This is a genomic window from Castellaniella sp. GW247-6E4, from assembly GCF_040276065.1.
GTDB lineage: Bacteria > Pseudomonadota > Gammaproteobacteria > Burkholderiales > Burkholderiaceae_B > Castellaniella.
In genome coordinates, this window is sequence record NZ_JBELOI010000004.1 from 42,594 (window position 1) to 67,877 (window position 25,284).

Consider the following 25,284-nt stretch of genomic DNA (forward strand, 5'->3'; position numbering starts at 1 on the left):
GTCCCTCGTTTCATTCGTTCGCGACTCCTGGGCGTGAACAAGGCCCTACTGCGGCACCCTGAGCTGCTCGCTGGTGCGCCCGAACCGGCGCTCGCGGCCCCGGTACCATTCGAAGGCCTCGTCGAGCGCAGCGGCATTGAAGTCCGGCCAATATGTCCGGGTGAAATACAACTCAGTATAGGCGAGCTGCCAGATCATGAAATTCGAGATCCGCTGCTCGCCGCCGGTGCGGATGAACAGATCGGGCTCGGGGGCATAGGCCATCGACAGATAGGGGGCGAGCGCCGACTCGTCGAGTGCGTCCGGGCGCTCGGCGAGTTCGGGACGCGCCGCCAGCAGGCGGCGCGTAGCCTGCAGGATGTCCCAGCGCCCGCCGTAGTTCGCCGCAATCGTGAGCGTGAGGGTCGACAGGTGCTCGGTGCGACGCTCGGCGTCATGGATGAGCGCCCGCAGATGTTCGTCGAAGGCGCCGAGGTCGCCGACCACGCGCAGGCGCACGCCCTGCTCGACCAGTTTGTCGACCTCTTTCTCGAGGGCCTGCACGAACAGCCGCATGAGCAGGGAAACCTCCTGCTGGGGCCGCCGCCAGTTCTCGGAGCTGAAGGCGAACAGCGTGAGGTAGCGCACCCCGCGCTGGCCGCAGGCCTCGACCGTGCGCCGTACCGCCTGGACGCCGCGCATGTGGCCCGCGGTCCGCGGCATCAGGCGCTGCTTGGCCCAACGTCCGTTACCGTCCATGATGATGGCCACGTGCACGGGCACTTCCCCAGTCTCTGGAATGGCTTGCGTGGTGCTCGACGGGAATATCTTCATGGCCAGGGTCGGGGCGCCGAAGGCGTCAGACCGTCATGATCTCGGCTTCTTTTTGGCTGACGAGCTTGTCGAGCTCGGCAACATAGCGGTCGGTGAGCTTTTGCACCTCGTCCTGGCTGCGGCGCTCGTCGTCCTCGGAGATTTCCTTGTCCTTGACGAGCTTCTTGAGGGCCTCGTTGGCCTCGCGGCGCAGGTTGCGCACGGCGACCTTGGCATCCTCGCCCTCGCCGCGCACGACCTTGGTGAGATCGCGGCGCCGCTCCTCGGTGAGCGCGGGCATCGGCACGCGGATGTTGTCGCCCATGGCGATCGGGTTGAGCCCGAGATCGGACTCGCGGATCGCCTTTTCGACCGCACCCGCCATCGGCTTTTCCCAGACCTGGACGCTGATGGTGCGCGCATCGATCAAATTCACATTGGCCACCTGGCTGATGGGCACCGGTGACCCGTAGTACTCGACCAGCACGTGATCGAGGATCCCGGTATGGGCGCGCCCCGTGCGAATCTTGGACAAGCCGGCCTTGAACGCGTCGATGGTCTTGGCCATGCGCGCATCGGCGGAACTACGGATTTCGGATAAGCTCATGATGACTCCTTAGACCTGGACCAGGGTGCCTTCGTCCTCGCCGCAGACGACTCGCCGCAGCGCCCCCGGTTTATTGATCGAAAAGACCCTGATGGGCAGCTTCTGGTCGCGGCACAGCGCGAACGCCGTGGCGTCCATGACCTCGAGGCGCCGGACGATCGCCTCGTCGAAGCTGATGCTCGAGTAGCGCGTGGCGCTGGGGTCCTTGTTGGGGTCGGCGCTGTAGATGCCGTCCACCTTGGTGGCCTTCAGGACGACCTCGGCGCCGATCTCGGCGCCGCGCAGGGCCGCCGCGGTATCGGTGGTAAAGAACGGGTTGCCCGTGCCGGCGGCAAAGACCACGACCTTGCCCTCTTCGAGGTAGCGCAAGGCCTTGGGACGGATGTAGCGTTCCACCACCTGATCGATGTTGAGGGCGGACTGGACCCGCGTCTCGACGCCGTGATTCTTGAGGGCGTCCTGCAGGGCCAGACCGTTCATGACGGTCGCCAGCATCCCCATGTAGTCGGCCGTCGCGCGGTCCATGCCTTGCGCGCCCGGCGCCACGCCGCGAAAGATATTGCCGCCGCCGATCACCACCGCGAGCTGCACGCCCAGCGACACGATGCCATGGATTTCCTCGGTTATGCGCAAAATGGTGGCGCGATTGATGCCGTAGGGGTCGCTGCCCATCAGGGCTTCGCCAGAAAGCTTGAGCAGCACGCGCCGATAGGCGGGATTCGACATGGACCTGGTTCCCGGAAAAATGAATTGAAAGGATGCGCTTTGCAGTGCCGCGCCCCGGGAACCCGCCGCCGGTTCGAGCGTGACGGGCTCGCGTGCTGGGCGCGATACTGGACCGATATGGCATCGCGCGGGCCGCGCGATGCCATCGTACCTGAAATTGACGCGGATCAGGAGCCGCTGGCGGCAGCAGCCACTTCGGCAGCGAAATCGGTCGATTTCTTTTCGATGCCTTCGCCGACCACGAACAAGGCATAGCGATTGATGCGCGCGCCTTTTTCCTTGAGCATCTGCTCGACGGACTGTTTGTCGTTCTTGACGAAGGGCTGCGACAGCAGCGTGACTTCTTTGAGGTACTTTTGCACCGCGCCTTCGACCATCTTGGTGACGATCTCGGCGGGCTTGCCAGATTCGGCGGCCTTTTGCTCGGCCACGGAACGCTCGGCGGCGATGTCCTCGGGGGATACGCCGCTGGCGTCCAGGGCGCGCGGCTTGGTGGCCGCGATGTGCATCGCCACGTCCTTGCCCGTATCGTCGCCGCCGGCGAAGTCGACCAGCACGCCGATCTTGCCGCCGTGAACATAGCTCGACAGGCCGTCGCCGGTTTCGAACCGCTGGAAGCGGCGCACCGAAATGTTTTCGCCGATCTTGCCGATCAGGGCCGAGCGCGTGGATTCGACCGTGCCCTCGCCCATCGCCAGGGCGTTCAGCGCCTGGACGTCGGCCGGGGCGCGTTCCGCCGCCAGCGCTGCGAGCTGGTTCACGAAACCGATGAAATCCTCGTTCTTGGCCACGAAATCGGTCTCGCAGTTGACCTCGATCACGGCGCCGACCTTGGCGCCGGCGGCGATGTGCACGCCGATCAGTCCCTCGGCGGTCACGCGGCTGGCGGCCTTGCTGGCCTTGCTGCCGAGCTTGACGCGCAGCAGTTCCTCGGCACGCGCCATGTCGCCGTCGGCCTCGGTCAGGGCCTTCTTGCATTCCATCATGGGGGCATCGGTCTTTTCACGCAGTTCCTTGACCATCGATGCGGTGATTTGTGCCATTTGCGATTCTCCGTATAGCTTATTCTTGATCCTGATCCTGCTCGATCTCGACGAATTCCTCGCCTTGGGCGAGCTCTTCGACCAGGCCGTTGATACTCTGCTCGCGGCCGGCCTGCACGGCATCGGCCATGCCGCGGGCATACAGGGCGATCGCCTTGGCGGAGTCGTCGTTGCCGGGAATCACGTGATCAATACCCTCGGGCGAGTGGTTGGTGTCGACGACGCCCACCACGGGAATCCCCAGGGTGCGGGCCTCGGCGACGGCGATCTTGTGGTAGCCCACGTCAATGACGAACAGGGCGTCGGGCAAGGTGTTCATGTCCTTGATGCCGCCGATCGACTTGTTGAGCTTATCGAGCTCGCGCTCGAACATCAGGGCTTCTTTCTTGGTCATGTGCTCGGTGGCGCCTTCGGCCTGCTGAGCTTCCATGTCCTTGAGGCGCTTGATCGAGGTCTTGACAGTCTTGAAGTTGGTCATCATGCCGCCCAGCCAGCGGCTGTCGACGTAAGGCATGCCGCAGCGCTGGGCTTCGGCGGCGACCAGCTCGCGCGCCGCGCGCTTGGTGCCCACGAACAGGATGCTGCCGCCGCGCGCCGCAACCTGGCGGACGAACTGGCTGGCCTCGAGGTATTTCTCGACGGTTTTTTCCAGATTGACGATGTGGATCTTGTTGCGCTGGCCAAAGATGTACTCGGCCATCTTGGGGTTCCAGTAACGGGTCTGGTGGCCAAAGTGCACACCGGCTTCCAGCATTTCGCGCATGAGGGACATAGGATTCTCCTGAGGGTTGGGTCCTGTACATGGCCAGTATCCGGGACTAACATGGACGAGTCGGCTCGCCCCTGCCCGGGCACCCTTGGGTGGCCATGCACGCGATTTTCTTCGAGCCCTGCCCTAGGCCCAATCCTTCTAAGCCCATCCTTTCGGGCCTATCCTTGAACCCAAACCAAAGGCAAAGCAACTCGAAGTAAGCCTATAATTCTACTATTCTTTCCACATCAACAGCAAGTTCCCCATGAGCAAACCCATCACAGACCCCGCCGAACTCGATCAAATGCGCGCCGCCTGCCAGGCGGCGGCCAGCGTGCTCGATTACCTGGCACCACATGTGCGCGCCGGGGTCACGACGGGGGACCTGGACCGCCTGTGCCTGGATTACATCGCCAACGAGCTGCGCGTCGAGTCCGCCACGGTGGGCTACGCCCCGCCCGGCTACCCCCCTTTTCCGGGCTCGATCTGCACCTCGGTCAACCACGTGATCTGCCACGGCATCCCCGGCGACAAAGTCCTCAAGAACGGCGACATCATGAACATTGACGTCACCGTGATCAAGGACGGCTGGTTTGGCGACACCAGCCGCATGTACTGCGTGGGCGAGCCCTCCATCCTGGCGCGCCGCCTGATCGACAACACGTACGAATGCATGTGGCTGGGCATCGAGCAGGTGCGTCCGGGCGCGACGCTGGGCGACATCGGCCACGCCATCCAAAAACACGCCGAGGCTGCGGGCTTTTCGGTGGTGCGCGAATACTGCGGCCACGGCGTGGGGCGCAAGTTCCACCAAGACCCGCAGGTCCTGCACTATGGCAAACAAGGTACCGGACTGCGCCTCGAGCCCGGCATGATCTTCACCATCGAACCCATGATCAATGCGGGCCGGCGCGAGATTCGCACTCTGGCCGATGGCTGGACGGTCGTCACGCGCGACCACAGCCTCTCGGCACAATGGGAACACAGCATTCTGGTGACCGACGCCGGTTACGAGGTCCTCACCGTGTCGCCGGGCATGCCGCAGCCGCCCGCGTTCGCCAAGGCGGCTCAAGCCGCATGAATCCCGGGCACGTGGGGCTTGTCGCCCTGCGCGCACGCCACACCGAGTTGCGCGCGCAGGCCGTCGCGGCCTACCGCAAGCACCTGCGCGCCGAAGCCCTGCTGAGTGCCTTGCGGCGCATCGCCGACGAGCTGCTGGACGAGCTCACGCGGCTCTTTCCGATCCCCGAAGGGGCGGCGCTCGCCGCCGTGGGCGGCTACGGGCGCGGCGAGCTCTATCCGCACTCCGACATCGACATCCTGATCCTGCTCGAACGCGCGCCCGACGCGCCCGAACGCGACCGGATCGAGGCGCTGATCGCTGCCATGTGGGACGTCGGGCTCGAGCCCGGCCACAGCGTGCGCACGCTCGAGGAATGCCGAGACGAGGCCGCGGGCGACATCACCGTGCAGACCTCCCTGCTGGAGGCGCGTCGGCTCACCGGCAGCAAGACCCTGTTTGGCCGCCTGCAGGACCAGATGCACGCCGATCTGGATCCCCAGGCATTTTTCCTTGCCAAGCGTGCCGAAATGCAGCAGCGCCACGCGCGACACCAGGACACGCCCTACGCCCTGGAGCCCAACTGCAAGGAGGCCCCGGGCGGCCTGCGTGACTTGCAGGTACTGCTGTGGCTGGCGCGCGCCGCGGGGCTGGGGTCGAGCTGGCCGCAAGTGGCCCGCACCGACCTGCTGACCGCGGCCGAGTTCCGGGCACTGCGCCGCGCCGAGCTGGCCTTCAAGCGCCTGCGCGTGGAGTTGCATCTGCTGACGGGCCGGCGTGAGGATCGCGTGCTCTTTGATCTGCAGCCACAACTGGCAACGCTCTACGGTTTCGAACCACAGGCCAACCGCCTGGCCAGCGAACTGCTGATGCAGCGCTACTACTGGGCCGCCCGCGTGGTCTGCCAGATGAACCGGCTGCTGATGCAGAGTCTCGAGGAAACCATCTTCCCCCAACCTCCCGCGGCCGCCCAAGCCATCGACGAGCACTTCTGCGTCCGCCGCCAGCGACTGTGCCTGGTGCGCGAGGACGGCTTCGAGCGCAATCCTGCCCTGCTGCTGCGCGTCTTTCTCGTGATGCAGGAGCACCCCGAGCTGCAAGGCATGTCGGCAAGCCTGCTGCGCGCGATCTGGCATGCGCGGCGCCTGATTGACAAACAGTTCCGCGAAAACCCGGTCAATCGCCACCAATTCATCCAGATCCTCAGGCAGCCCCGCGGCATCGTGCACGCGCTGCGCGACATGACGATGCTCAACATCCTGCCGCGCTACCTGCCCGTATTTCGGCGCATCGTGGGGCAGATGCAGCACGATCTGTTCCACGTCTACACGGTGGACCAGCATATTTTGACGGTCGTGCGCAACCTGCGCCGCTTCACCATGCCCGAGCATGCGCAGGAATACCCCTTGGCGAGCCAGCTTATTGCCGATCTGGACCGGCACTGGTTGCTGTATATCGCGGCGCTGTTTCACGATATCGCCAAGGGCCGCGGCGGCGATCACTCGGCCCTGGGGGCCTCCGAGGTGCGCAAGTTCGCCATCGCCCATAGCTTGGGCTCAGAGGACACGAACCTGCTGGAATTCCTCGTGCGCGAGCACTTGACCATGTCCCAGGTGGCCCAAAAACGCGACCTGAGCGACCCCCAGGTGATCCACGACTTCGCCATCCGCGTGGGTTCGCAGCGCGCCCTGGCGGCGCTGTACCTGTTGACCGTGGCCGACATCCGCGGCACCAGCCCCAAGGTCTGGAACGCCTGGAAGGGCAAGCTGCTCGAGAGCCTGTACCACCAGACCCTGGCGGCACTGGGGGGCGAGCGGCCGGACACCCATACCATCCTGACCCAGCGCAAGGAAGCCGCGGCGGCCGAGATCCGGCGCATGGGCCTGCGCGACGAGAGCCGGGACGCATTCTGGTCTCAGCTCGATGTCGCCTATTTCCTGCGCCACGACGCCAACGAAATCGCCTGGCACACGCGACACCTGTACCACCGCGGCGAAGGCGCCGAGCCGGTGGTGAAGGCCCGCGTGGTCGGCCAGAACGAAGCGCTGCAGATTCTCGCCTACGCGCCGGACCGCGACGACCTGTTCGTGACGATCTGCGCGTATTTCGACACCCACGGACTGAGCGTGCAGGACGCGCGCATCCACACCACACACCAGGGCTGGGCGCTGGACAGTTTCATCGTCCTGCTGCCCGACCACGAAAAGGACTACCGCTCGCATGCCACGCTGGTCGAGCACGAGCTGCGCGATGAGTTGGCCGGCGCCGGGATCCGGCGCCCGGGGCGCCGGGCGGCCGGGATGCCGGGGTCACGCCGCTCGCGCGCATTTCCCATCATGCCCAGCGTCACCCTGCAGGCCGACGAGAATCATCGCAGCTGGCGCCTGCAGGTGACCACGGCCGATCGCGTCGGCCTGCTGCACGATCTGGCTCAAGTCTTTGCCCGGCATGGAATCGACCTCAAGATGGCCAAGATCATGACACTGGGCGATCGGGTCGAGGACATTTTCATTCTCGAGGGCGAGGCACTGGACCTTCCGCGGGGCCAGATGCGGTTCGAGCGCGATGTGTTGGACGTGCTGGGCGGCCAGGCGCCCCGGGCCGTGCCCGAGGTATAGTTTCTCCACATTCGAAATTGCTTCTCAGGCCGAAATGAAAACATTCTCCACCGAGCATATTCTGCGCAGCATCGCCTTGCTGTGCCTCGCGGGCGTGGGCGTCGCCCTGGTCTCGCAATACGGGTTCGACATGCAGCCCTGCGCCTGGTGCGTGCTGCAGCGCCTGATCCTGTTGGCGATCGCGGCCGTCTGCGGCCTGGCGACGGCGGGCTGGCGCTCGGCCCGCATCCACGTCCTCGGCGCCGCGCTCGCGGCTATCCTGGCGGTCTGCGGGATGCTGGCCGCCTGGTATCAATATACGGTCGCGGCGCACATGTTTTCCTGCGACCAGACCTTCGCCGACAAATTCGTCGCCGGCAGCGGACTGGACGCCGCCCTGCCCTGGTTGTTCGGGATTTACGCGAGTTGCATGGACGCGCGCGTCAGCGTGCTGGGAATCGAGTATGCGCTCTGGGCCCTGGGCCTGTTCGCCTTATGCCTGGCGCTGGCGGTATGGGTCCTGCTACGGGCCCGCAGCCGATAGCGCGGCATTGCGCCCGGTCAAAGGCGGCCCGCTGGATCATGCCTCGTCGCCGTCGGCGGCCATCGCGCCTGAGCGCACCGCTCCGCCGCGACTGAGGCTCAACCGCTCGAGGTAGGCGGCATCGATGTCGCCGGTGATGTATTCGCCGTTGAAGCACGAGGACTCGAACCGGCGCATCGCCGGATTCAAGTCGCGCAGGGACTGTTCAAGATCCTCGAGCGCCTGGTAGACCAGTCCATCGGCACCGATCTCGCGGGCCACCTGCTCGGTGTCGCGACCCGTGGCGATCAACTCGGCCTGAGTCGGCATATCGATGCCGTAGACGTTCGGGTAGCGCACCGCTGGGGCCGCCGAGGCGAAGAACACCTTGCGCGCGCCGGCGGCGCGCGCCATGTCGACGATTTCCCGGCTGGTGGTGCCTCGCACGATGGAGTCATCCACCAGCAGGACGTTCTTGCCGCGGAATTCGAGGTCGATGGCGCTGAGCTTCTGGCGCACGGATTTCTTGCGCACGGCCTGGCCGGGCATGATGAAGGTGCGGCCCACGTAGCGGTTCTTGATGAAACCCTCGCGATAACAAAGGTTCAGCCGCGCCGCGAGCTGCATGGCCGAAGGCCGCGAGGAATCGGGAATCGGCATGACGACGTCGATATCGCCCAGCCGCAGAGACTTGGCCACGTTGTCGGCCAGGTATTCCCCCATGTGCAGGCGGGCGTCATAGATCGAGACGCCGTCCATCACTGAATCGGGGCGGGCAAAGTACACGTACTCGAACACGCAGGGCGTGTGCTCGCGATCGTCCCCGGCGCAGCCCTGCCTGCTGAGGCGGCCATCCTCGGTGATGACGACGGCCTCGCCCGGGGCGACGTCGCGCACCAGATTGAAGCCGCAGCCGGTGAGGGCCACGGATTCGGAGGCCAGCATCCATTCCGTCCCTGCCCCGCCGTCGTGGCGGCCCAGGCACAAGGGCCGGATGCCGTGAGGGTCCCGGAACGCGACCAGGCCGAAGCTTGAGATATGCGCGATCACCGCATACGCCCCCTTGGCTCGCCGGTGCACGGCGCGCACCGCCTCGAACACCGCGTGCTCGTCCAGGGTCACACCGTTGGATGCCTGCTGCAGCTCGTGCGCGAAGACGTTGAGTAGCACCTCGGAATCGGAATTGGTGTTGATGTGCCGCCGGTCGTGCTTGAACAGCGCCTCGCGCAATTCGCGCCAGTTGGTCAGGTTGCCGTTGTGCACGAAGGTGATGCCGAACGGCGCGTTCACATAAAAGGGCTGCGCCTCGTCCACGCTGGCGCTCGAGCCCGCCGTCGGGTAGCGCACCTGTCCCAGTCCGCTGTTGCCGGGCAGCGAACGCATGTTACGCGTGCGAAAGACATCGCGCACCAGGCCATGCGCCTTGTGCATGCTGAAGAACTGCTCGTGGGCGGTGGCGATGCCCGCCGCGTCCTGGCCGCGATGCTGCAGCAGCAGCAAGCTGTCATAGATCAGTTGGTTGACCGGACTCTGCCCCATCACGCCCACGATTCCGCACATGTTCCGTCTTTCGCCTCAGTAGGGAAGCCACTGTGCCAGGGATGGCGGCAGCAGCGATTTGATTTGCTGGAACCCCCGCACGGCGGCCGCTGACGTCCGCGCCTCCTGCCACCAGGGTTCGCGCGGCAGTTCGGTGTATCCCGCCAAGCCCACGAGCGCGAGGACGATGAGCAGCCCGCGCACGGTGCCAAAAACGGCTCCCAGGCCATGGTCGGCCGGCGTCAAGCCGGTGCGATCCAGCAGCGCGCCCAAGGCGATGTTCAGCAGGCCGATGAGCATCAGGGCGATGAGAAACATCGCGCCGTATGCGGCAATCGTGCGCAACAGGCCGTTCTCGATGTATTGCACCAGCCAGCCCGACAGGCCGGGCCCCCACCAGATCGATGAAATGAAAGCGACGACATAGGCGATCAGGGACAGGATTTCGCGCACGAAGCCGCGCATCAGGCCGATCAACGCCGACAGCACCAGTACGGCGATCGCGATGTAGTCGAAGCTGGTCACTTGCCGGAGATCAGGCCGTTCTGGTAGCCCAGCGCCCGCAGCCGCGTCTGGGCCGCCTGGGCCGCCTCATGAGTCGGGAAGGGTCCGACACGCAGCCGGTAGACGGTCTTGTCGCCGGACTGGCCCCGCTCGACATAGGCATTGGTCACCCCGGATTCGATCAGGCCGTCGCGCCGCTGGCGGGCGTCCTGCTCGGTCGTGTAGGCGGCCACCTGCAGGATAAAGCTGCCTTGGGCCTTGGGGGGATTGACGGGCCGCTGGGCCTTGCCACCGGTGTCTGCCGGCATCTTGCCGGCGAGCAGGGCCAAGGCGACCGAGCCATCGTCGGTGCGTTCGCTGCCCGGACCGGGTTTGGGCGGCGGCGCGGCGGGCCGCGCCTCGGATGCGGCCGGAGGCCGTGACGCCTCGGCGATCTTGTCGGCCTCCTGGGCCGGCTGCCCGGCGGGCTCGGTGGATTCAGGGGGTGTGGCGGGCTCGGCGGGCGTCTGGGCCTGGGTGGCCTCAGTGGCCGGCGCGGTCTCGGCGGCATCCCCTTCGGTGGCCTGGCCAGCGTCGGCCGACAAATCCTGGCCGGGGGCGGTGACCAGGCCAGAGGAGCTTGCCGGCACGACGATGGGTTCGCGCGGCTCCAGCTCGGGCGGTGCATCAAACAGCGGCGGCACGACGATGACGGCCGCCAGCACCAGGGCCAGGGCGCCGATCAGGCGACGCCTCGCCTTGTTGCGTAGTTCCTTGAGTTGGGCTTCGCTGGAGCCTGCGCCACGGGCTGAAGTCCGTCGCTCGGAGGCTGAATCCGTGGCTTTCCGAAAAAACATTGCGCTGAAACCCGTCTGGAGCGGGCCGGCCAGGGGCACCGCCCGATGATTAAATGACGTCTCTGCCCTCGAGCCTGAGGGCCTCGAGCACCGGGCCGACGGTGGCGAACGACCCGAACACGAGAATTCTATCATTGTCGGTCGCCAGCTTTCGAGCGTCGGCAAAGGCTTGTACCGGATCTTCAAATGTCGTCACAGTCACGTCATGCGCCGGTACCGCCGGGCGCGGCGCAGCCCGTACGCCAGGCTTCCTGGCGCCGGCGGCCTGGCGGCCGACCTCCACCGCCCCCGCGATGAAGGGATCCGCGGGCGCCTCCGCCTGCGTCAGGCGGCGGACGATGGTGGCAAGTTCCTGCGCGGTGGTGCCGCGGGGACCGCCCAGCGTCACGCACATCCAGCGGTCGATGCGGCGTGAAATCCGCGACAGCGTGGCCTCGATGTCCTTGTCGTGCAGCATGCCCACCACGGCATAGGTGTGAGGATAGTGGCCCATGCTGTCGAGATTCTGGCCCAGCGCGGCGACCGCGTGCGGGTTGTGGGCAACATCCAGGATCGTCGCTGGCAGGCCCGGCAGAATCTGCATGCGCGCCGGCAGGCTGACGTGCAGCAAACCCTGGCGGACATCCTGCTGGGTGACCACCAGGCGAGGGTGCAGGGCCTCGAGCGCCGCGAGCGCTGCCGAGGCGTTGATGAGCTGGTTGGCGCCGCGCAAGGCCGGATATCCCAGGGCGCTGCGACGCTGGCTGCGCCCGCCATAGGCCCACTGCTGGCGATCGCCGGAATAATTGAAATCCTGACCGAAGCGCCACAGGTCGGCGCCGATCTGCCGGGCGTAGTCCAGCACGGTTTCGGGCGGCATGGGGTCGGCACAAATGGCGGGTGCGCCGGGACGGAACACATGGGCCTTTTCCAGCCCGATCGCCTCGCGAGTGTTCCCCAGGTATGCCATATGATCCAGGTCCACGCTGGTCAGGATGGCGCAGTCCGCATCGATGATGTTGACGGCGTCCAGGCGCCCACCCAGGCCAACCTCCAGGATCGCCACGTCCAGCCGCTCGGCCTGGAACAGCAGCAGCGCGGCCAGCGTCGTCACCTCGAAGTACGTCAGGGATGTCTCGCCGCGCGCAGCCTCGATACGCTCGAATTGCTCGACGATCCGCTCGTCGGTGGCAAACTCGCCATTGATGCGGATGCGCTCGTTGAAGCGCAGCAGGTGCGGCGAGGTATACGTGCCGACCCGGTATCCGGCATTGAGCAGGATGCTGTCGAGCATCGCGCAGGTGGATCCCTTGCCGTTGGTGCCCGCTACGGTGATCTTGATGCAATCGAGCGACAGGGACAACTGCTGCGCGACCACTCGAATCCGATCCAGCCCGAGATCGATGGCTTTGGGGTGCAGGGTTTCGAGATAGGCGAGCCAATCGGCGAGCGGTGCGCCCTGAGCGGGATGTAATGAGGACATGGCGGAAAAATCTTACGCAAAATAGGAGGAACGGCAGGTGCCGATATTAGCACCTACCGCCCTCATCCCGGCGGACATCCCTGGCGCCAGGCGAGCCTGAACGTCATACGGGCCGCCAGCCGCGGAGCGTCCGCGCTATCGCTTGCGCGCTGCGGGCACGTCCGTGCAATGGCCTTCGGCCACCTCGGCGGCCATGCCGATCGATTCACCCAGGGTGGGATGGGGGTGGATCGTCTTGCCGATATCCACCGCGTCCGCGCCCATCTCGATCGCCAGGGCGACCTCGCCGATCAGGTCGCCCGCATGGGTGCCGACGATGCCGCCGCCGAGGATGCGGCCGGATTGCGCATCGAACAGCAGCTTGGTGAAACCCTCGTCGCGGCCGTTGGCGATGGCGCGGCCCGAGGCCTGCCACGGGAACAAGCCCTTGCGCAGCTCGACGCCCTGCTTCTTGGCCTCGTCCTCGGTCAGGCCCACCCATGCGACCTCGGGATCGGTATAGGCGACCGAGGGGATTACGCGGGCGTCGAAGGAGGATTTCCCGCCCGCGATGACCTCGGCGGCGACGTGCCCCTCGTGCACTGCCTTGTGCGCCAGCATGGGCTGCCCCACGATGTCACCGATGGCGTAGATGTGCGGCACGTTGGTGCGCATCTGCTTGTCTACGGCAATGAAGCCCCGGTCGGACACCGACACCCCGGCATTTTCCGCACCGATCTGCTTGCCGTTGGGCGCGCGGCCGACGGCTTGCAGCACTAGGTCGTAGCGCTGGGGTTCCGTGGGTGCGGATTCGCCCTCGAAGCGGACCCAGATGCCGTCGCTCTTGGCCTCGGCCGCGACCGTCTTGGTGTTGAGCATGACGCGGTCAAAGCGCCGGGCGTTCATCTTGTCCCAGACCTTGACCAGGTCGCGGTCGGCGCCGGTCATCAAAGTGGGCAGCATTTCCACCACATCCAGGCGGGCGCCCAGCGCGGAGTAGACCGTGCCCATTTCCAGGCCGATGATGCCGCCGCCAACGATCAGCATGCGCTCGGGCACGGATTCCAGGGCCAACGCACCAGTGGAATCGACGATGCGTGGGTCATCCGGCAGGAACGGCAGCTTGACCGACTGGCTGCCGGCCGCGATGATCGCCGCTGCGAACTTGATCGTGGCCTGGCCACCGTCCGCCTTGGCCACCACCAGGTGGTGGGGGTCGGCGAAAGTGCCCACGCCTTGGATGACCGTGACCTTGCGGCCCTTGGCCATGCCGGCCAAGCCGCCGGTGAGTTTTCCCACCACGGAATCCTTGTGGCCACGCAGCTTGCCCAGGTCGATCGTCGGCTCGCCGAAGGCGATGCCGTGGGCGGCCAGGGATTTGGCCTCTTCGAGCACGCCCACGGTGTGCAGCAGGGCCTTGGACGGAATGCAGCCGACATTCAGGCAGACCCCGCCCAGAGTGGCGTAGCGCTCGATCAGGACGACTTTCAGGCCGAGATCGGCGGCGCGGAAGGCGGCCGAATAGCCGCCGGGGCCGGAACCCAGCACCAGGACATCGTATTCGCCGTCGGCCGCGCCGGCGAATTGCGCCGGCGCCGGCGCCGGTGCCGCGGCGGGCGGCGCGGCTTGGGGCTGTGCCGCCGGGGCGGGCGCCGCGGCGGACGCATCTGCCGCCTCGACGCGGACGATGGCCATGCCTTGCGACACCTTGTCGCCAAGCTTGATGAGGATTTCCTTGACCACCCCACCCTGCTCGGCCGGGATCTCCATCGAGGCCTTGTCGGATTCGACGGTGATCAGACTCTGCTCGGTCTGGACGGTGTCGCCCACGCCCACCAGGACTTCGATGACTTCGACCTGGTCGAAGTCGCCGATGTCGGGGACGTTCAGATCGACGATGCTCATGTCGTCCCCCTTACAGGATGATGCGGCGGAAGTCCGCCAGCAGGCTAGCCAGATACGCGTTGAAGCGCGCGGCGGTGGCGCCGTCGATCACGCGGTGATCGTAGGATAGCGACAGGGGCAGCATCAGGCGCGGCTGGAAGGCCTTGCCGTCCCAGACCGGCTGCATCGCCGAGCGCGACACCCCGAGGATGGCCACCTCGGGCGCATTGATGATGGGCGTGAAGTCGGTGCCGCCGATCCCGCCCAGCGACGAGATCGAGAAGCACCCGCCTTGCATCTGCGATGGCGAGAGCTTGCCCTCGCGGGCCAGGCCGGCGAGCTCGGCGGTTTCCGCCGCCAGGTCCAGCACGCCTTTTTTGTCGGCGTCCCGGATGACCGGGACTACCAGGCCGTTGGGCGTGTCGGCGGCGAAGCCGATGTGGAAGTAGTGCTTCAGGACCAGATTGTCGCCATCCAGCGAGGCGTTGAATTCCGGGAATTTCTTGAGCGCGGCCACCACGGCCTTGATCAGGAAGGCCAGCATGGTGACCTTGATGCCGGATTTCTTGTTCTCGCTATTGAGCTGCTGGCGCAAAGCCTCGAGCTCGGTGATGTCGGCCACGTCGTTGTTCGTGACGTGGGGAATCATCACCCAATTGCGGTGCAGGTTCGCGCCCGAGATCTTTTTGATGCGCGACAGGGGCTTGGATTCGATGGCGCCGAACTTGGCGAAATCGACCTTGGGCCAGCCCAGCACGCTGAAGCCCTCGCCCATCGGCAGGGTCGAACCCACCGGGCTCGCGCCGCCCGTGGACAGGGCCTGCTTGACGTAGGCACGCACATCATCGGCGGTGATGCGGTTTTTGGGACCGCTGCCGGTAATTTGCGCCAGGTTGACGCCAAGCTCGCGGGCGAACTTGCGCACCGACGGCGAGGCGTGCGGCAGATTGCGCAAGGGCACGGGGGCCTCGGCAAAGGCCGCGGTGGGCGACGTGCGCGACGGCGGCACCGACGCGAGGGCCGGTGCGGACTCGGCAGCCTGCGAGGGCTGCGGGGCAGGAGCCTGGGCCGGCTGCGGGGCTGCGGGCGCCTTGGCGGGTGCCGGCGAGGCGGCAGCCGGGGGGGCCGCGGCCCCACTCGCCTCGATCTGGATGATTTCGGTTCCCTGGCTGACCTTGTCGCCGACCTTGACCTTGATGGCCTTGACCACCCCGCCCTCGGAGGCGGGAATCTCCATCGAAGCCTTGTCGGACTCGACGGTGATCAGGCTTTGCTCAGCCTCGATCGTGTCGCCCACGGCCACCAGGACCTCGATGACCTCGACCGTGTCGAAATCGCCGATATCGGGCACGGCGATGCCGCGCAGCACGGGGGTGCCCGCATGGGCTGCTGGAGCCGGCGCCTTTGGAGCGGCCGGCGCCGACGCGGCGGGCTTGGGCTCGTTCGAGGCCGCGGGCTGCTCGGCGGCGACCGGGGCCTCGCCGGTCGACTCGATCTCGAGAATCACCGACCCCTCCTTGATCTTGTCGCCGACCTTGACCTTGAGGGCCTTGACCACCCCGCCTTCGGAAGCGGGGATCTCCATCGACGCCTTGTCGGACTCGACGGTGATCAGGCTCTGCTCGGTCTCGATGGTATCTCCCTCGGCCACCAGGACCTCGATCACCTCGACCGCATCGAAGTCGCCGATGTCTGGAACCTTGATTTCTATCGTTTTACTCATGTTCCTCACCTCATTCAAGCGTGATGCGGGTTGGCCTTATTGGGGTCGATACCGTACTTGGTGATCGCCTCGGCGCATTTCTTGATGTCGAGGACGCCATCCTCGGCCAGGCTGCGCAGGGCCGCCAGCACAACGAAGTGGCGGTCGATCTCGAAGTGCTCACGCAGCTTCGAGCGGAAGTCCGACCGCCCGTACCCATCGGTGCCCAGCACCTTGAAGCGCCGGCCTTCGGGGATGTAGGGACGGACCTGGTCGCCGTAGGCCTTGATGTAGTCGGTCGAGACCACCACCGGACCCTCGGTTTTCTTGAGCTGGGCCGTGATATAGGCATCCTTTGCGGGCTCCCCGGGATGCAGCATGTTGTGGCGCTCGACGTCCAGGCCGTCGCGGCGCAGCTCGGTGAAACTGGTGACGCTCCAGACGTCCGAGGACACGCCCCAATCCTTTTCCAGGAGCTCCTGGGCGGCGAGAACCTCGCGCAGAATCGTGCCCGAGCCCATGAGCTGGACGTGCGCCTTGCCCTTGGCGGCGACCGATTTCAGCTTGTACATGCCGCGCAGGATGCCCTCCTCGTCCCCTGCCGTCAGGCCGGGGTGAGGATAGTTTTCGTTCATCACCGTGATATAGAAGAACACGTTCTCCTGGTCGTGCATCATGCGCTTCAAGCCGCTGTGGATGATGACGGCGACTTCGTGCGCGAACGCCGGGTCGTAGGCCACGCAATTGGGGATCAGCGACGCCTGGATGTGGCTATGGCCGTCCTCGTGCTGCAGGCCCTCGCCGTTGAGTGTCGTGCGTCCGGCCGTGCCGCCCAGCACAAAGCCGCGCGCCAGCATGTCGCCGGCCGCCCAGGCGTGATCGCCGAAGCGCTGGAAGCCGAACATCGAGTAATAGATGAAAAACGGAATCATGATGCGGTTGCTGACCGAATACGACGTCGCCGCCGCGATCCAGGAGCAGAAACCGCCCGCCTCGTTGATCCCTTCCTGCAGGAGCTGGCCATTGGCCGCCTCGCGGTAGTACATGACCTGGCCCTTGTCCACCGGCACGTACTTCTGACCCTCGGGCGCATAGATGCCGATCTGGCGGAACAGCCCTTCCATGCCGAAGGTGCGCGACTCATCAACCAGGATCGGCACCACGCGCGGCGCCAGATCCTTGTCACGCAGGATTTGGTTGAGCACCCGCACGAAAGCCTGGGTGGTGGAGATCTCGCGCCCCTCGCCAGTGGGTTCCAGCACAGCCTTGAACGCGTCCAGCGGCGGCACCGGCAAGGACTCGTCGGCCTTCTCGCGGCGGTGCGGCAGATAGCCGCCCAGCGCCTTGCGATGCTCGTGCAGGTACTTCATTTCCGGCGAATCGGCGGCCGGCTTGAAAAACGGGATCTCGTCGACCTTGTCGTCGGGAATGGGGATGTTGAAGCGGTCGCGGAATTCGCGCACCGAATCCACATCGAGTTTCTTTTGCTGGTGGGTGGGGTTTTTCGCCTGGCCCACGTGCCCCATGCCGTAGCCCTTGATGGTCTTGGCCAGGATGACGGAAGGCTGGCCCTGGTGGCTGGCGGCCGACGCAAACGCAGCGTACACCTTGTGCGGATCATGGCCGCCTCGGTTCAGGCGCCAGACGTCCTCGTCGCTCATGCGGCTGACCATCTCGAGCAACTTGGGGTGCTTGCCGAAGAATTTCTCGCGCACGAACTTGCCGTCGTTGGCCTTGTAGGCCTGATATTCGCCGTCCACGGTTTCTTCCATGATGCGGCGCAGCAGGCCTTCTTTGTCGCGGGCGAACAGAGGATCCCAGTAGCCGCCCCAGATCAGCTTCAGCACGTTCCAGCCATTGCCGCGGAAAGCGCCTTCGAGTTCCTGGATGATCTTGCCATTGCCGCGCACCGGGCCATCCAGGCGCTGCAGATTGCAATTGACCACGAAGATCAGGTTGTCGAGCTTTTCGCGCGCGGCCAGGCCGATGGCGGCCAGGGTCTCGGGCTCATCGACCTCACCGTCGCCCACGAAGACCCAGACCTTGCGCGTCGCGGTATCGGCCAGCCCCCGCGCATGCAGGTACTTGAGGAAACGGGCTTGGTAAATGGCCATCATCGGGCCCAAGCCCATGGACACCGTGGAAAATTGCCAGAAATCGGGCTGCAGCTTGGGATGCGGATAAGACGGCAGGCCCTTGCCCTTGCCGCCGACCTCCTGGCGGAAGTTGATGAGGTTTTCCTCATCCAGACGGCCTTCCAGATAGGCGCGCGAGTACATGCCCGGCGAGGAGTGTCCCTGGAAGTAGATCAAGTCGCCGCCGTGATCGGCGGATTCCGCATGCCAGAAGTGGTTCTGGCCGCACTCGATCATCGTTGCCAGTGACGCAAAAGAGGCGATGTGCCCGCCCAGGCTGCCGCCGTCCTCGGGCTCATACTGGTTGGCCCTGACCACCATGGCCATCGCGTTCCAGCGCACGTACGAACGGATGCGTTCCTCGAGGATCATATTGCCCGGATGCGCGGGCTCGAGCCCCGGCGGGATCGTGTTCACGTAGGCGGTATTCAGCGAATACGGGATGTGCGCGCCCGATCGGCGCGCCATGTCGATCAGGCGCTCCAGCAGGAAATGGGCACGCTGCGCGCCCTCGCGGTCGAGCACCGCCTCCAGCGCGTCCAGCCATTCCTGGGTTTCCTGTTGATCGATATCCGCGGGCGTGATGGCCGCGTCGTATTGGTCGAGAGAGGACATCGTGTGTCTCCGGTGGTTTGGTTCAGGTCGTCGCCGCTCATCGCGCCGGCGACCGGGATTCGTGCCGAAGGATGCCTGGGGCGGATCCATAGCGGGTGTCTGCCGGACATCTCTGCGCCATTCTAGGAAACAGGTCCGGTTAGCACAAGTAAAATTTCATTCTGTGATATGAATTTTTATTATGTGAAAAGTTAAAGACCCTTTTCCCGTCTAAAATGTGGCAATCGAGATCAGCTCTCCGCCATGGCCATCCCGAATCGCAAGTCATTGATTCCATCGACATTCTACGAGCACGCCCGCCACAATCGACGCGGGCTGTACTGGTTGACGCCGGTCGTGGTCCTGGTGCTGTACCTTTGCGTGATGGGCGCCTTCATCTGGCTGCAGCGCCTGCAAAGCGACAGCGTCATGTTCGTTACCATAGACCAGGAGACCCGTCAACAACGCCTGTTGATGGTGGTGGCCGCCCTCTCTCTGGTCATCGTGTTCAGCCTGCTCGCGCTCTGGCGCTACACGCGCATCCGCACCCAGGCAGAGTCCGCGCTGATCGCCGAAACCGGCTTTCGTCGCGCGATGGAGAACTCCATGTCCACGGGCATGCGGGTTTTCGATATGCAGGGGCGTATCGCCTATGTCAATCCGGCCTTCTGCCGCATGATCGGCTGGAACGAAGCCGACCTGATCGGCCGGACGGCGCCGTTCCCCTACTGGCTGCCGGGACGCCATGACCACCATCGCGAGGTCCTCGCACAGTTGCTCTCGGGACGGACCCCCAGCAGCGGGCTCGAGATCGAGGCCCAGCGGCGCGACGGCTCGCGTTTCACCGCCCGCATGTACGTCTCGCCCTTGCGCGACCCCAACGGCGAGCAGATCGGCTGGATGACCTCCATGACCGACATCACGGAGCCCAAGCGCATCCGTGAGGCGCTGACCGCCGCGCACGAGCGTTTCATGACGGTGCTCGAGGGTCTGGACGATGCGATTTCGGTGGTGGCGGACACCCCTGAGGGGCTCGAGCTGCTGTTTGCCAACCGGACCTACCGCCGTTTGTTTGGGGCGCAGGCGAGCGGCCACGCCGAGCTCCTGGGCGGCCGCCTGGGGCGCTTCACCGACGAGACCATGGAGCTGTACTCGCAGTCGGCCCAGCGCTGGTTCGAGGTCCACCACCGCATGCTGGCCTGGACCGATTCGCGCCGGGTGCGTTTGCAAGTCGCGCGCGACATCACCGAGCGGCGCAAGCACGAGGAAGCCCTGCGCGTGCAACAGGAAAAGGCCCAGCTCACCAGTCGCCTGACCACCATGGGCGAGATGGCCTCCTCGCTGGCCCACGAACTCAACCAGCCCCTGACCGCCATCAGTAACTACAATATGGCGGCGGCGGCCATGCTGAAGTCCGGCAAGGCACGCACCGAGACCCTGCTCGAAGCGCTGGAAAAGGCATCGGCGCAAGCCGAACGCGCGGGCAAGATCATCAGCCGCATTCGCGAATTCGTCAAACGCAGCGAGCCCCGGCGGCAGGCGGTGGCGCTCGCGCGCATTCTCGAAAACGCGGTCAGCTTCGCCGACATCGATGCCCGCAAACGTCAGATCGACATCGAACAGAACCTGCCCGACCCCCTGCCCGAGGTGCTGGCTGATCCGATCCTGATCGAGCAGGTCCTGCTGAACCTGCTAAAGAACGGTGTGGAAGCCATGGAGCAAAGCGAGTATCGTACCCTGCACCTGACGGTCACCGACCAGGATCCACAGGTCGAAATCGCGGTGATCGACCGCGGCCACGGCCTGCGCAATCCTGAACGGCTGTTCGAACCGTTCTACAGCACCAAGTCCGAGGGGCTGGGAATGGGGTTGAACATCTGCCGCACCATCATAGAATCGCATCACGGCCGCCTGTGGGCCAGCGCCAATCCGGAGGGCGGGACGATCTTCCGCTTCACTCTGCCCAAGGCGCCGCCAAGGCCGAAAACCGACGAAACCACAGAGGAGCAGTACGCATGATCCAAGTCCAAGCGACCAGCACCATTTTCATCGTCGATGACGACGAAGCCGTCCGGGATTCCCTGCGTTGGCTTCTCGAGGCCAACGGCTACCAGGTCCGCAGTTTCGCCGGGGCCGAGGAATTCCTCGAGGCCTACGATCCGGATCAAGTCGGAGTCCTGATTGCCGATGTGCGCATGCCGGGGATGAGCGGACTCGAACTGCAAGAGGCCCTGATCGCGCGCAAGGCGCCGCTACCCATCGTATTCATCACCGGGCACGGGGATGTGCCGATGGCCGTCTCGACCATCAAGAAAGGCGCCGTCGATTTCCTCGAGAAACCCTTCAACGAGGCCGATTTGCGCAATATCGTCGCCAACATGCTCGCCCAGGCGACCGAACGCGTGCGCGAGGCCCAGGAACACCGCAACCAGCAGGCGGTGCTCAACCGCCTGACCGCGCGCGAACAGCAGGTGCTCGAGCGCATCGTCGCGGGGCGGCTAAACAAGCAGATCGCCGGCGACCTCAACATCAGCATCAAGACCGTCGAAGCGCATCGCGCCAACATCATGGAAAAGCTCGAAGTCACGACCGTTGCCGACCTGATGAAAATCGCCCTGGCCAAGGCCGAGGAGGACTAAGGGCATGAGCGCACGCATCATCGACGGCAAGGCCCTGTCGGCAAAGGTCCGCGAGCAGGTCGGCGAACGCGCCCGGGCCCTCGCGGCCAAGGGCATCAAGCCAGGGCTCGCCGTGGTGCTGGTCGGAGAAGACCCCGCCTCCCAGGTCTACGTCCGCAACAAGGCGGCCGCCTGCGAGGCGGCCGGCATGACCTCACGCGTCATCCGCATGGCCGCGGACACGCCCGAGGGCGAGCTCCTCGACGTCGTCGAGAGCCTGAACGCCGACCCCGCCATCCACGGCATCCTGGTGCAGCTCCCCCTGCCCGGCCACATCGACACCGGCCTGGTCATCGAGACCATCGATGCGCGCAAGGATGTCGACGGCTTCCACATCAGCAATGCCGGCCTGCTGATGACCGGACGACCGCTGTTTCTCCCCTGCACTCCCTATGGGGTCATGAAAATGCTCGATTCCGAGGGCGTTGCCCTGCGCGGCGCCGAGGCGGTGATCGTGGGTGCCAGCAATATCGTGGGCAAGCCCATGGCCATGCTGCTGCTGGCAGCCGGGGCCACGGTCACGCTGTGCAATTCCAAGACCCGGGATCTGGGCGCCCAGACACGCCGCGCCGACGTCCTGGTGGTCGCCACCGGCAAGCCCGGCATCGTGACGGGCGAGATGATCAAACCCGGCGCCGTCGTCATCGACGTCGGCATCAGTCGCCTCGCAGACGGCTCGCTGGCAGGCGATGTCGAGTTCGAATCCGCGCGTCGCGTGGCCTCGGCGATCACGCCGGTGCCTGGAGGGGTTGGCCCGATGACCATCGCCATGCTGCTGGTCAACACCCTGGAGGCGGCCGAGCGCGGCGCCTAGCACCCCATCTGGCCGGTGCCGATCCCGGCCGGTCTTGAATTCCGGAACACCGCCCCCATCCTCATCCGCATGAAAACCGCAGCTCCCGCCGGAAATCCCCTGCTCGCCCCGGCCGATGCAATCATGGACTACGCCGCCGTGCAGCCCGCCCACATCGAGCCCGCCTTGCGCGAGTTGATCGCCGCGGCCCGCCAGGCGATCGAGGCCGCGGCCGCGAGCCCCGAGCCTGCTACCTGGGAAAACCTGGTCCAGGCCATCGAAGACCCGTCCGAGCGCCTCCATCGTGCCTGGTCGGTTGCCGGCCATCTCAACAGCGTGGTCAATACGCCCGAGTTGCGCGAGGCATTCAACGCCGGCCTGCCGCTCATGAGCGAGTTCTCGACGTGGGTCGGCCTGCACGCGGGACTGTACCGGCGCTACCGCGAGTTGGCGGCGAGCCCGGCGTACGCCGCCATGAGCCCGACACGCCGCCGGATCGTCGATCTGGCCCTGAGGGATTTCCGTCTGAGCGGCGTCGAGCTGCAGGGCGAGGGGCGCGAGACCTATGCCCGCAACGCGGAGCAACAGGCCCGGGGCTCGCAGAAATTCTCCGAAAACGTCATGGACGCCACCGACCAGTGGTCCCTGCTGGTCGTCGACGAGGCGCGCCTCGCCGGCATTCCCGCGGACGTGCGCGCCGCCGCCCGGGAGGCTGCGCACGCCGATGGTGCCGAGGGCTGGAAGCTCGTCCTGCACATGCCGTGCTATCTGCCGGTCATGCAGCATGCTCGCGACCGCGAGTTGCGGCGCGAACTGTACCGTGCCTACGCGACGCGCGCCTCTGACCAGGGCGACGTCCGCTATGACAACTCCGGACAGATCGAGTCACTGCTGGCACTACGCGCCGAGGAGGCCGGGCTGCTCGGATACCGCGATTTCGCAGGCCTGCGCCTAGAGACCCGGATGGCCGACGACGCGCCGCAGGTCCTCGCATTCCTGCGCCGCCTTGCCGCCAGCGCGCGGCCCAGCGCGGTGCGCGACCTCGAAGAACTGCGCGCCTTTGCCCGCACCGAGCTCGATCTGCCCGAACTCGAGCCCTGGGACCTCGCTTACGCCTCCGAGCGCCTGCGCGAGCAGCGCTATGCCTACTCCGACGATGAGGTGCGCCAGTATTTCACCGAATCCCGCGTCCTCGAAGGCCTGTTCGGCGTCATCCACACCCTCTTTGGCGTGCGCCTGATCGCCTGCGACGCGCCGGCCTGGCACCGCGACGCCCGCATCTACAGCGTGCGCGACGCCCAGGACCGCGAATTGGGCCGCCTCGGCATGGATCTCTATGCGCGGCCCGGCAAGCAAGGCGGCGCCTGGGTCGACAGCGAACGCGACCGGCGCCGGCGCGGCGCCGAGCTGCACACCCCGCTGGCCTGGCTGACCTGCAACTTCGCGCCGCCTCAAGGCGGGCGCGAGGCGCTGCTGAGCCATGACGACGTGATCACGCTGTTCCACGAAAGCGGGCACGCAATACACACGCTGCTCTCGCGCGTGGACGAGCCCGCGGCGTCCGCCTTCGCCGCTGTGGAATGGGACGCCATCGAGCTGCCCTCGCAGTTCATGGAAAACTTCTGCTGGGAATGGGGGGTGCTGCGCGCCCTGACCCGCCACGTCGAAACCAGTGAGACCCTGCCGCGCGACCTGTTCGACAAACTGCTGGCCGCCCGTAACTTCCAGAGCGGCCTGCAGACCCTGCGGCAGGTCGAGTTCGCGTTGTTCGACATGCTCATCCACACCGAGCCCAAGGGTTTGCCGATCAGCGGCGTGCTCGATACGCTCGACGCCGTGCGCCGCGAGGTCGCCTTGCTGATCCCGCCGGCCTGGCACCGCTTCCCGCACGCCTTCTCACACCTGTTCGCCGGCGGCTACGGCGCTGGATACTACAGCTACAAGTGGGCCGAGGTTCTGTCGGCTGACGCCTTCGCAGCCTTCGAAGAGGCCGCCACGCCGGGCGTCGACGGACAGCGTGATATCTTCGATCCCGATACGTGCCGGCGCTATCTGGACGAAATCATCGCCGTGGGCGGGTCGCGGCCCGCCGCGCAGTCCTTCGAGGCCTTCCGCGGCCGCCCTCCCAGCATTGACGCGCTGCTGCGCCATAACGGACTGGTGGCGGCATGAGGCCCGCCATTCGCCGCCTCATGGCTCGCTGCGCGGTCGCCCTTTTCCTGGCGGTCGCCGGGCTGGCCACGGCCACGGCCGCGGTCCATCCAGTGCGCGGTTTTCTGCCCGATTTGAAGTTCACGCTGCAAGGCGCCGGCGGCGCCACCGTCACGCAGGCGGATTTCTCGGGCAAGGTCGTGCTGATGTTCTTCGGCTATGCCAGTTGCCCCGATATCTGCCCCACCACCATGGCGCAGTTGGCCCTGGTGACCGAGGCCCTGGGGCCGCAGGCCGACCAGGTCAGGATTCTCTTTGTCAGCGTCGATCCGCACCGGGACACGCCCGACATCCTCCAGGCTTACGTCGACCAGTTCGATCCGCACGCGATCGGCCTGACAGGCGGTGAATCCGCCATCGCCGACTTGGCGCGGCGCTATCGCGTGGCCTACCAGATCGAAAAGCCGGCTCCGTCCTCGCCTGGCCAGTATGAGGTCTCGCACAGTCGCGGGATTTATTGTTTCGATCAAGAGGGCCGCGCGCGCTGGCTGGCCTCGGACAGCGAATCCCAGGAAGACCTGCTGGCCGCCCTGCGCCCCCTGCTGCGCTAGAGTCGCCGCCGCACGCGCGGCGACTCAGGCCGCCCGCACCTCGTAGCCGGCCTCGCGGATGACGGCCTCGACCGCCGCGGCGTCGCCCGCGGCCTCGACAGTCACTCGATGGGTGCCCAGGTCGGCCCGGACCTCGGCACCCGGGGAATGCGCCTGCACCGCGCGGGTGATCGTCTGGACGCAGTGGTTGCATGTCATATCGGATACGATGAATTCGGCTTTCATGGAATGCGGGCTCCGGGTTCCCGGGAACCGGCGCGGCTCCCGATGCTGCCGGCATCATACTCCTTGACACCATGTCAAGGTCCAGAGCCCGC

General features: G+C 65.8%; 21 protein-coding genes. 8 read left to right on the forward strand and 13 right to left on the reverse strand.

What is annotated here, in order from left to right; genetic code table 11:
• Positions 1-45: 45 nt before the first annotated feature.
• The 5 genes from uppS to rpsB all read right to left on the reverse strand — a co-directional run bounded on the left by uppS (position 46) and on the right by rpsB (position 3,940).
• The gene (uppS, locus tag ABS761_RS06480; RefSeq protein ID WP_350407320.1) at positions 46-813 is read right to left on the reverse strand and encodes a polyprenyl diphosphate synthase; all 768 of its coding nucleotides are present in this window, start codon (positions 811-813) and stop codon (positions 46-48) included.
• Positions 814-838: 25 nt separating this feature from the next.
• Positions 839-1,399, reverse strand: coding sequence for a ribosome recycling factor (gene frr, locus ABS761_RS06485; RefSeq protein WP_350407321.1), 561 nt, complete (start codon positions 1,397-1,399; stop codon positions 839-841).
• Positions 1,400-1,408: 9 nt separating this feature from the next.
• Positions 1,409-2,125 (reverse strand): UMP kinase, encoded by a 717-nt coding sequence (pyrH, locus tag ABS761_RS06490; protein ID WP_350407322.1) that lies wholly within the window; start codon positions 2,123-2,125, stop codon positions 1,409-1,411.
• Between the two features lie 167 nt (positions 2,126-2,292).
• Positions 2,293-3,168 (reverse strand): translation elongation factor Ts, encoded by an 876-nt coding sequence (gene tsf, locus ABS761_RS06495; RefSeq protein WP_350407324.1) that lies wholly within the window; start codon positions 3,166-3,168, stop codon positions 2,293-2,295.
• Between the two features lie 19 nt (positions 3,169-3,187).
• A complete protein-coding gene (gene rpsB / locus ABS761_RS06500) occupies positions 3,188-3,940 on the reverse strand; it encodes a 30S ribosomal protein S2 (RefSeq protein ID WP_350407325.1) in 753 nt (250 codons plus the stop codon).
• 244 nt (positions 3,941-4,184) lie between these two features.
• On the opposite strand from rpsB, the gene map reads away from it, so the two are divergent.
• The 3 genes from map to ABS761_RS06515 are packed head-to-tail and all read left to right on the forward strand — an operon-like array spanning position 4,185 to position 8,120.
• Positions 4,185-5,000 carry a type I methionyl aminopeptidase gene (gene map / locus ABS761_RS06505; RefSeq protein ID WP_350407326.1) on the forward strand — a complete coding sequence of 272 codons (816 nt, stop codon included), beginning with the start codon at positions 4,185-4,187 and terminating at the stop codon, positions 4,998-5,000.
• On the forward strand, positions 4,997-7,597 hold the full coding sequence (locus tag ABS761_RS06510) for a [protein-PII] uridylyltransferase (protein WP_350407327.1): 2,601 nt from the start codon (positions 4,997-4,999) through the stop codon (positions 7,595-7,597). Before map ends, ABS761_RS06510 begins: the two co-directional genes overlap by 4 nt.
• 34 nt (positions 7,598-7,631) lie before the next feature.
• The gene (locus ABS761_RS06515; RefSeq protein ID WP_350407329.1) at positions 7,632-8,120 is read left to right on the forward strand and encodes a disulfide bond formation protein B; all 489 of its coding nucleotides are present in this window, start codon (positions 7,632-7,634) and stop codon (positions 8,118-8,120) included.
• A 36-nt stretch (positions 8,121-8,156) separates the two neighbouring features.
• Here ABS761_RS06515 and purF read toward each other — a convergent pair whose 3' ends face one another.
• The 7 genes from purF to aceE form a co-directional block, all read right to left on the reverse strand.
• Positions 8,157-9,659 (reverse strand): amidophosphoribosyltransferase, encoded by a 1,503-nt coding sequence (gene purF / locus ABS761_RS06520; protein WP_350407330.1) that lies wholly within the window; start codon positions 9,657-9,659, stop codon positions 8,157-8,159.
• A gap of 15 nt (positions 9,660-9,674) precedes the next feature.
• Entirely contained in the window at positions 9,675-10,163 is a 489-nt protein-coding gene (locus ABS761_RS06525) for a CvpA family protein (RefSeq protein WP_350407331.1), read from the reverse strand.
• A complete protein-coding gene (locus ABS761_RS06530) occupies positions 10,160-10,978 on the reverse strand; it encodes an SPOR domain-containing protein (protein ID WP_350407333.1) in 819 nt (272 codons plus the stop codon). Before ABS761_RS06530 ends, ABS761_RS06525 begins: the two co-directional genes overlap by 4 nt.
• A 49-nt stretch (positions 10,979-11,027) precedes the next feature.
• The gene (gene folC, locus ABS761_RS06535; protein WP_350407334.1) at positions 11,028-12,440 is read right to left on the reverse strand and encodes a bifunctional tetrahydrofolate synthase/dihydrofolate synthase; all 1,413 of its coding nucleotides are present in this window, start codon (positions 12,438-12,440) and stop codon (positions 11,028-11,030) included.
• A gap of 135 nt (positions 12,441-12,575) precedes the next feature.
• Complete coding sequence (gene lpdA / locus ABS761_RS06540) at positions 12,576-14,324, reverse strand: dihydrolipoyl dehydrogenase (protein WP_350407336.1); 1,749 nt, start codon at positions 14,322-14,324, stop codon at positions 12,576-12,578.
• Between the two features lie 10 nt (positions 14,325-14,334).
• Positions 14,335-16,026: a dihydrolipoyllysine-residue acetyltransferase gene (aceF, locus tag ABS761_RS06545; RefSeq protein ID WP_350407338.1), complete on the reverse strand. Its 1,692-nt coding sequence runs from the start codon at positions 16,024-16,026 to the stop codon at positions 14,335-14,337.
• A 14-nt stretch (positions 16,027-16,040) separates the two neighbouring features.
• Entirely contained in the window at positions 16,041-18,755 is a 2,715-nt protein-coding gene (gene aceE, locus ABS761_RS06550) for a pyruvate dehydrogenase (acetyl-transferring), homodimeric type (RefSeq protein WP_350407339.1), read from the reverse strand.
• A 243-nt stretch (positions 18,756-18,998) separates the two neighbouring features.
• Here aceE and ABS761_RS06555 point away from each other — a divergent pair, with 243 nt between their 5' ends.
• From ABS761_RS06555 to ABS761_RS06575, 5 genes are all read left to right on the forward strand, one after another.
• Positions 18,999-20,753: a PAS domain-containing sensor histidine kinase gene (locus ABS761_RS06555; protein ID WP_350407340.1), complete on the forward strand. Its 1,755-nt coding sequence runs from the start codon at positions 18,999-19,001 to the stop codon at positions 20,751-20,753.
• Entirely contained in the window at positions 20,750-21,373 is a 624-nt protein-coding gene (locus tag ABS761_RS06560; protein WP_350407341.1) for a response regulator transcription factor, read from the forward strand. Before ABS761_RS06555 ends, ABS761_RS06560 begins: the two co-directional genes overlap by 4 nt.
• A gap of 4 nt (positions 21,374-21,377) precedes the next feature.
• Positions 21,378-22,226 carry a bifunctional methylenetetrahydrofolate dehydrogenase/methenyltetrahydrofolate cyclohydrolase FolD gene (folD, locus tag ABS761_RS06565; protein ID WP_350407342.1) on the forward strand — a complete coding sequence of 283 codons (849 nt, stop codon included), beginning with the start codon at positions 21,378-21,380 and terminating at the stop codon, positions 22,224-22,226.
• A 69-nt stretch (positions 22,227-22,295) separates the two neighbouring features.
• Positions 22,296-24,377: a M3 family metallopeptidase gene (locus ABS761_RS06570; protein WP_350407344.1), complete on the forward strand. Its 2,082-nt coding sequence runs from the start codon at positions 22,296-22,298 to the stop codon at positions 24,375-24,377.
• Positions 24,374-24,967, forward strand: coding sequence for an SCO family protein (locus ABS761_RS06575; protein WP_502881393.1), 594 nt, complete (start codon positions 24,374-24,376; stop codon positions 24,965-24,967). Before ABS761_RS06570 ends, ABS761_RS06575 begins: the two co-directional genes overlap by 4 nt.
• 24 nt (positions 24,968-24,991) lie before the next feature.
• On the opposite strand, the gene ABS761_RS06580 is transcribed toward ABS761_RS06575, so the two are convergent.
• Positions 24,992-25,192 (reverse strand): heavy-metal-associated domain-containing protein, encoded by a 201-nt coding sequence (locus ABS761_RS06580; protein WP_350407346.1) that lies wholly within the window; start codon positions 25,190-25,192, stop codon positions 24,992-24,994.
• Between the last annotated feature and the right edge of the window lie 92 nt (positions 25,193-25,284).

Excerpts from the sequence above, each read along its gene's own strand:
- uppS (WP_350407320.1), bottom strand. The coding sequence starts at position 813 with ATGAAGATATTCCCGTCGAGCACCACGCAAGCCATTCCAGAGACTGGG.
- frr (WP_350407321.1), bottom strand. The coding sequence starts at position 1,399 with ATGAGCTTATCCGAAATCCGTAGTTCCGCCGATGCGCGCATGGCCAAG.
- pyrH (WP_350407322.1), bottom strand. The coding sequence starts at position 2,125 with ATGTCGAATCCCGCCTATCGGCGCGTGCTGCTCAAGCTTTCTGGCGAA.
- tsf (WP_350407324.1), bottom strand. The coding sequence starts at position 3,168 with ATGGCACAAATCACCGCATCGATGGTCAAGGAACTGCGTGAAAAGACC.
- rpsB (WP_350407325.1), bottom strand. The coding sequence starts at position 3,940 with ATGTCCCTCATGCGCGAAATGCTGGAAGCCGGTGTGCACTTTGGCCAC.
- map (WP_350407326.1), top strand. The coding sequence starts at position 4,185 with ATGAGCAAACCCATCACAGACCCCGCCGAACTCGATCAAATGCGCGCC.
- ABS761_RS06510 (WP_350407327.1), top strand. The coding sequence starts at position 4,997 with ATGAATCCCGGGCACGTGGGGCTTGTCGCCCTGCGCGCACGCCACACC.
- ABS761_RS06515 (WP_350407329.1), top strand. The coding sequence starts at position 7,632 with ATGAAAACATTCTCCACCGAGCATATTCTGCGCAGCATCGCCTTGCTG.
- purF (WP_350407330.1), bottom strand. The coding sequence starts at position 9,659 with ATGTGCGGAATCGTGGGCGTGATGGGGCAGAGTCCGGTCAACCAACTG.
- ABS761_RS06530 (WP_350407333.1), bottom strand. The coding sequence starts at position 10,978 with ATGTTTTTTCGGAAAGCCACGGATTCAGCCTCCGAGCGACGGACTTCA.
- folC (WP_350407334.1), bottom strand. The coding sequence starts at position 12,440 with ATGTCCTCATTACATCCCGCTCAGGGCGCACCGCTCGCCGATTGGCTC.
- lpdA (WP_350407336.1), bottom strand. The coding sequence starts at position 14,324 with ATGAGCATCGTCGATCTGAACGTCCCCGACATCGGCGACTTCGACCAG.
- aceF (WP_350407338.1), bottom strand. The coding sequence starts at position 16,026 with ATGAGTAAAACGATAGAAATCAAGGTTCCAGACATCGGCGACTTCGAT.
- aceE (WP_350407339.1), bottom strand. The coding sequence starts at position 18,755 with ATGTCCTCTCTCGACCAATACGACGCGGCCATCACGCCCGCGGATATC.
- ABS761_RS06555 (WP_350407340.1), top strand. The coding sequence starts at position 18,999 with ATGGCCATCCCGAATCGCAAGTCATTGATTCCATCGACATTCTACGAG.
- ABS761_RS06560 (WP_350407341.1), top strand. The coding sequence starts at position 20,750 with ATGATCCAAGTCCAAGCGACCAGCACCATTTTCATCGTCGATGACGAC.
- folD (WP_350407342.1), top strand. The coding sequence starts at position 21,378 with ATGAGCGCACGCATCATCGACGGCAAGGCCCTGTCGGCAAAGGTCCGC.
- ABS761_RS06570 (WP_350407344.1), top strand. The coding sequence starts at position 22,296 with ATGAAAACCGCAGCTCCCGCCGGAAATCCCCTGCTCGCCCCGGCCGAT.
- ABS761_RS06575 (WP_502881393.1), top strand. The coding sequence starts at position 24,374 with ATGAGGCCCGCCATTCGCCGCCTCATGGCTCGCTGCGCGGTCGCCCTT.
- ABS761_RS06580 (WP_350407346.1), bottom strand. The coding sequence starts at position 25,192 with ATGAAAGCCGAATTCATCGTATCCGATATGACATGCAACCACTGCGTC.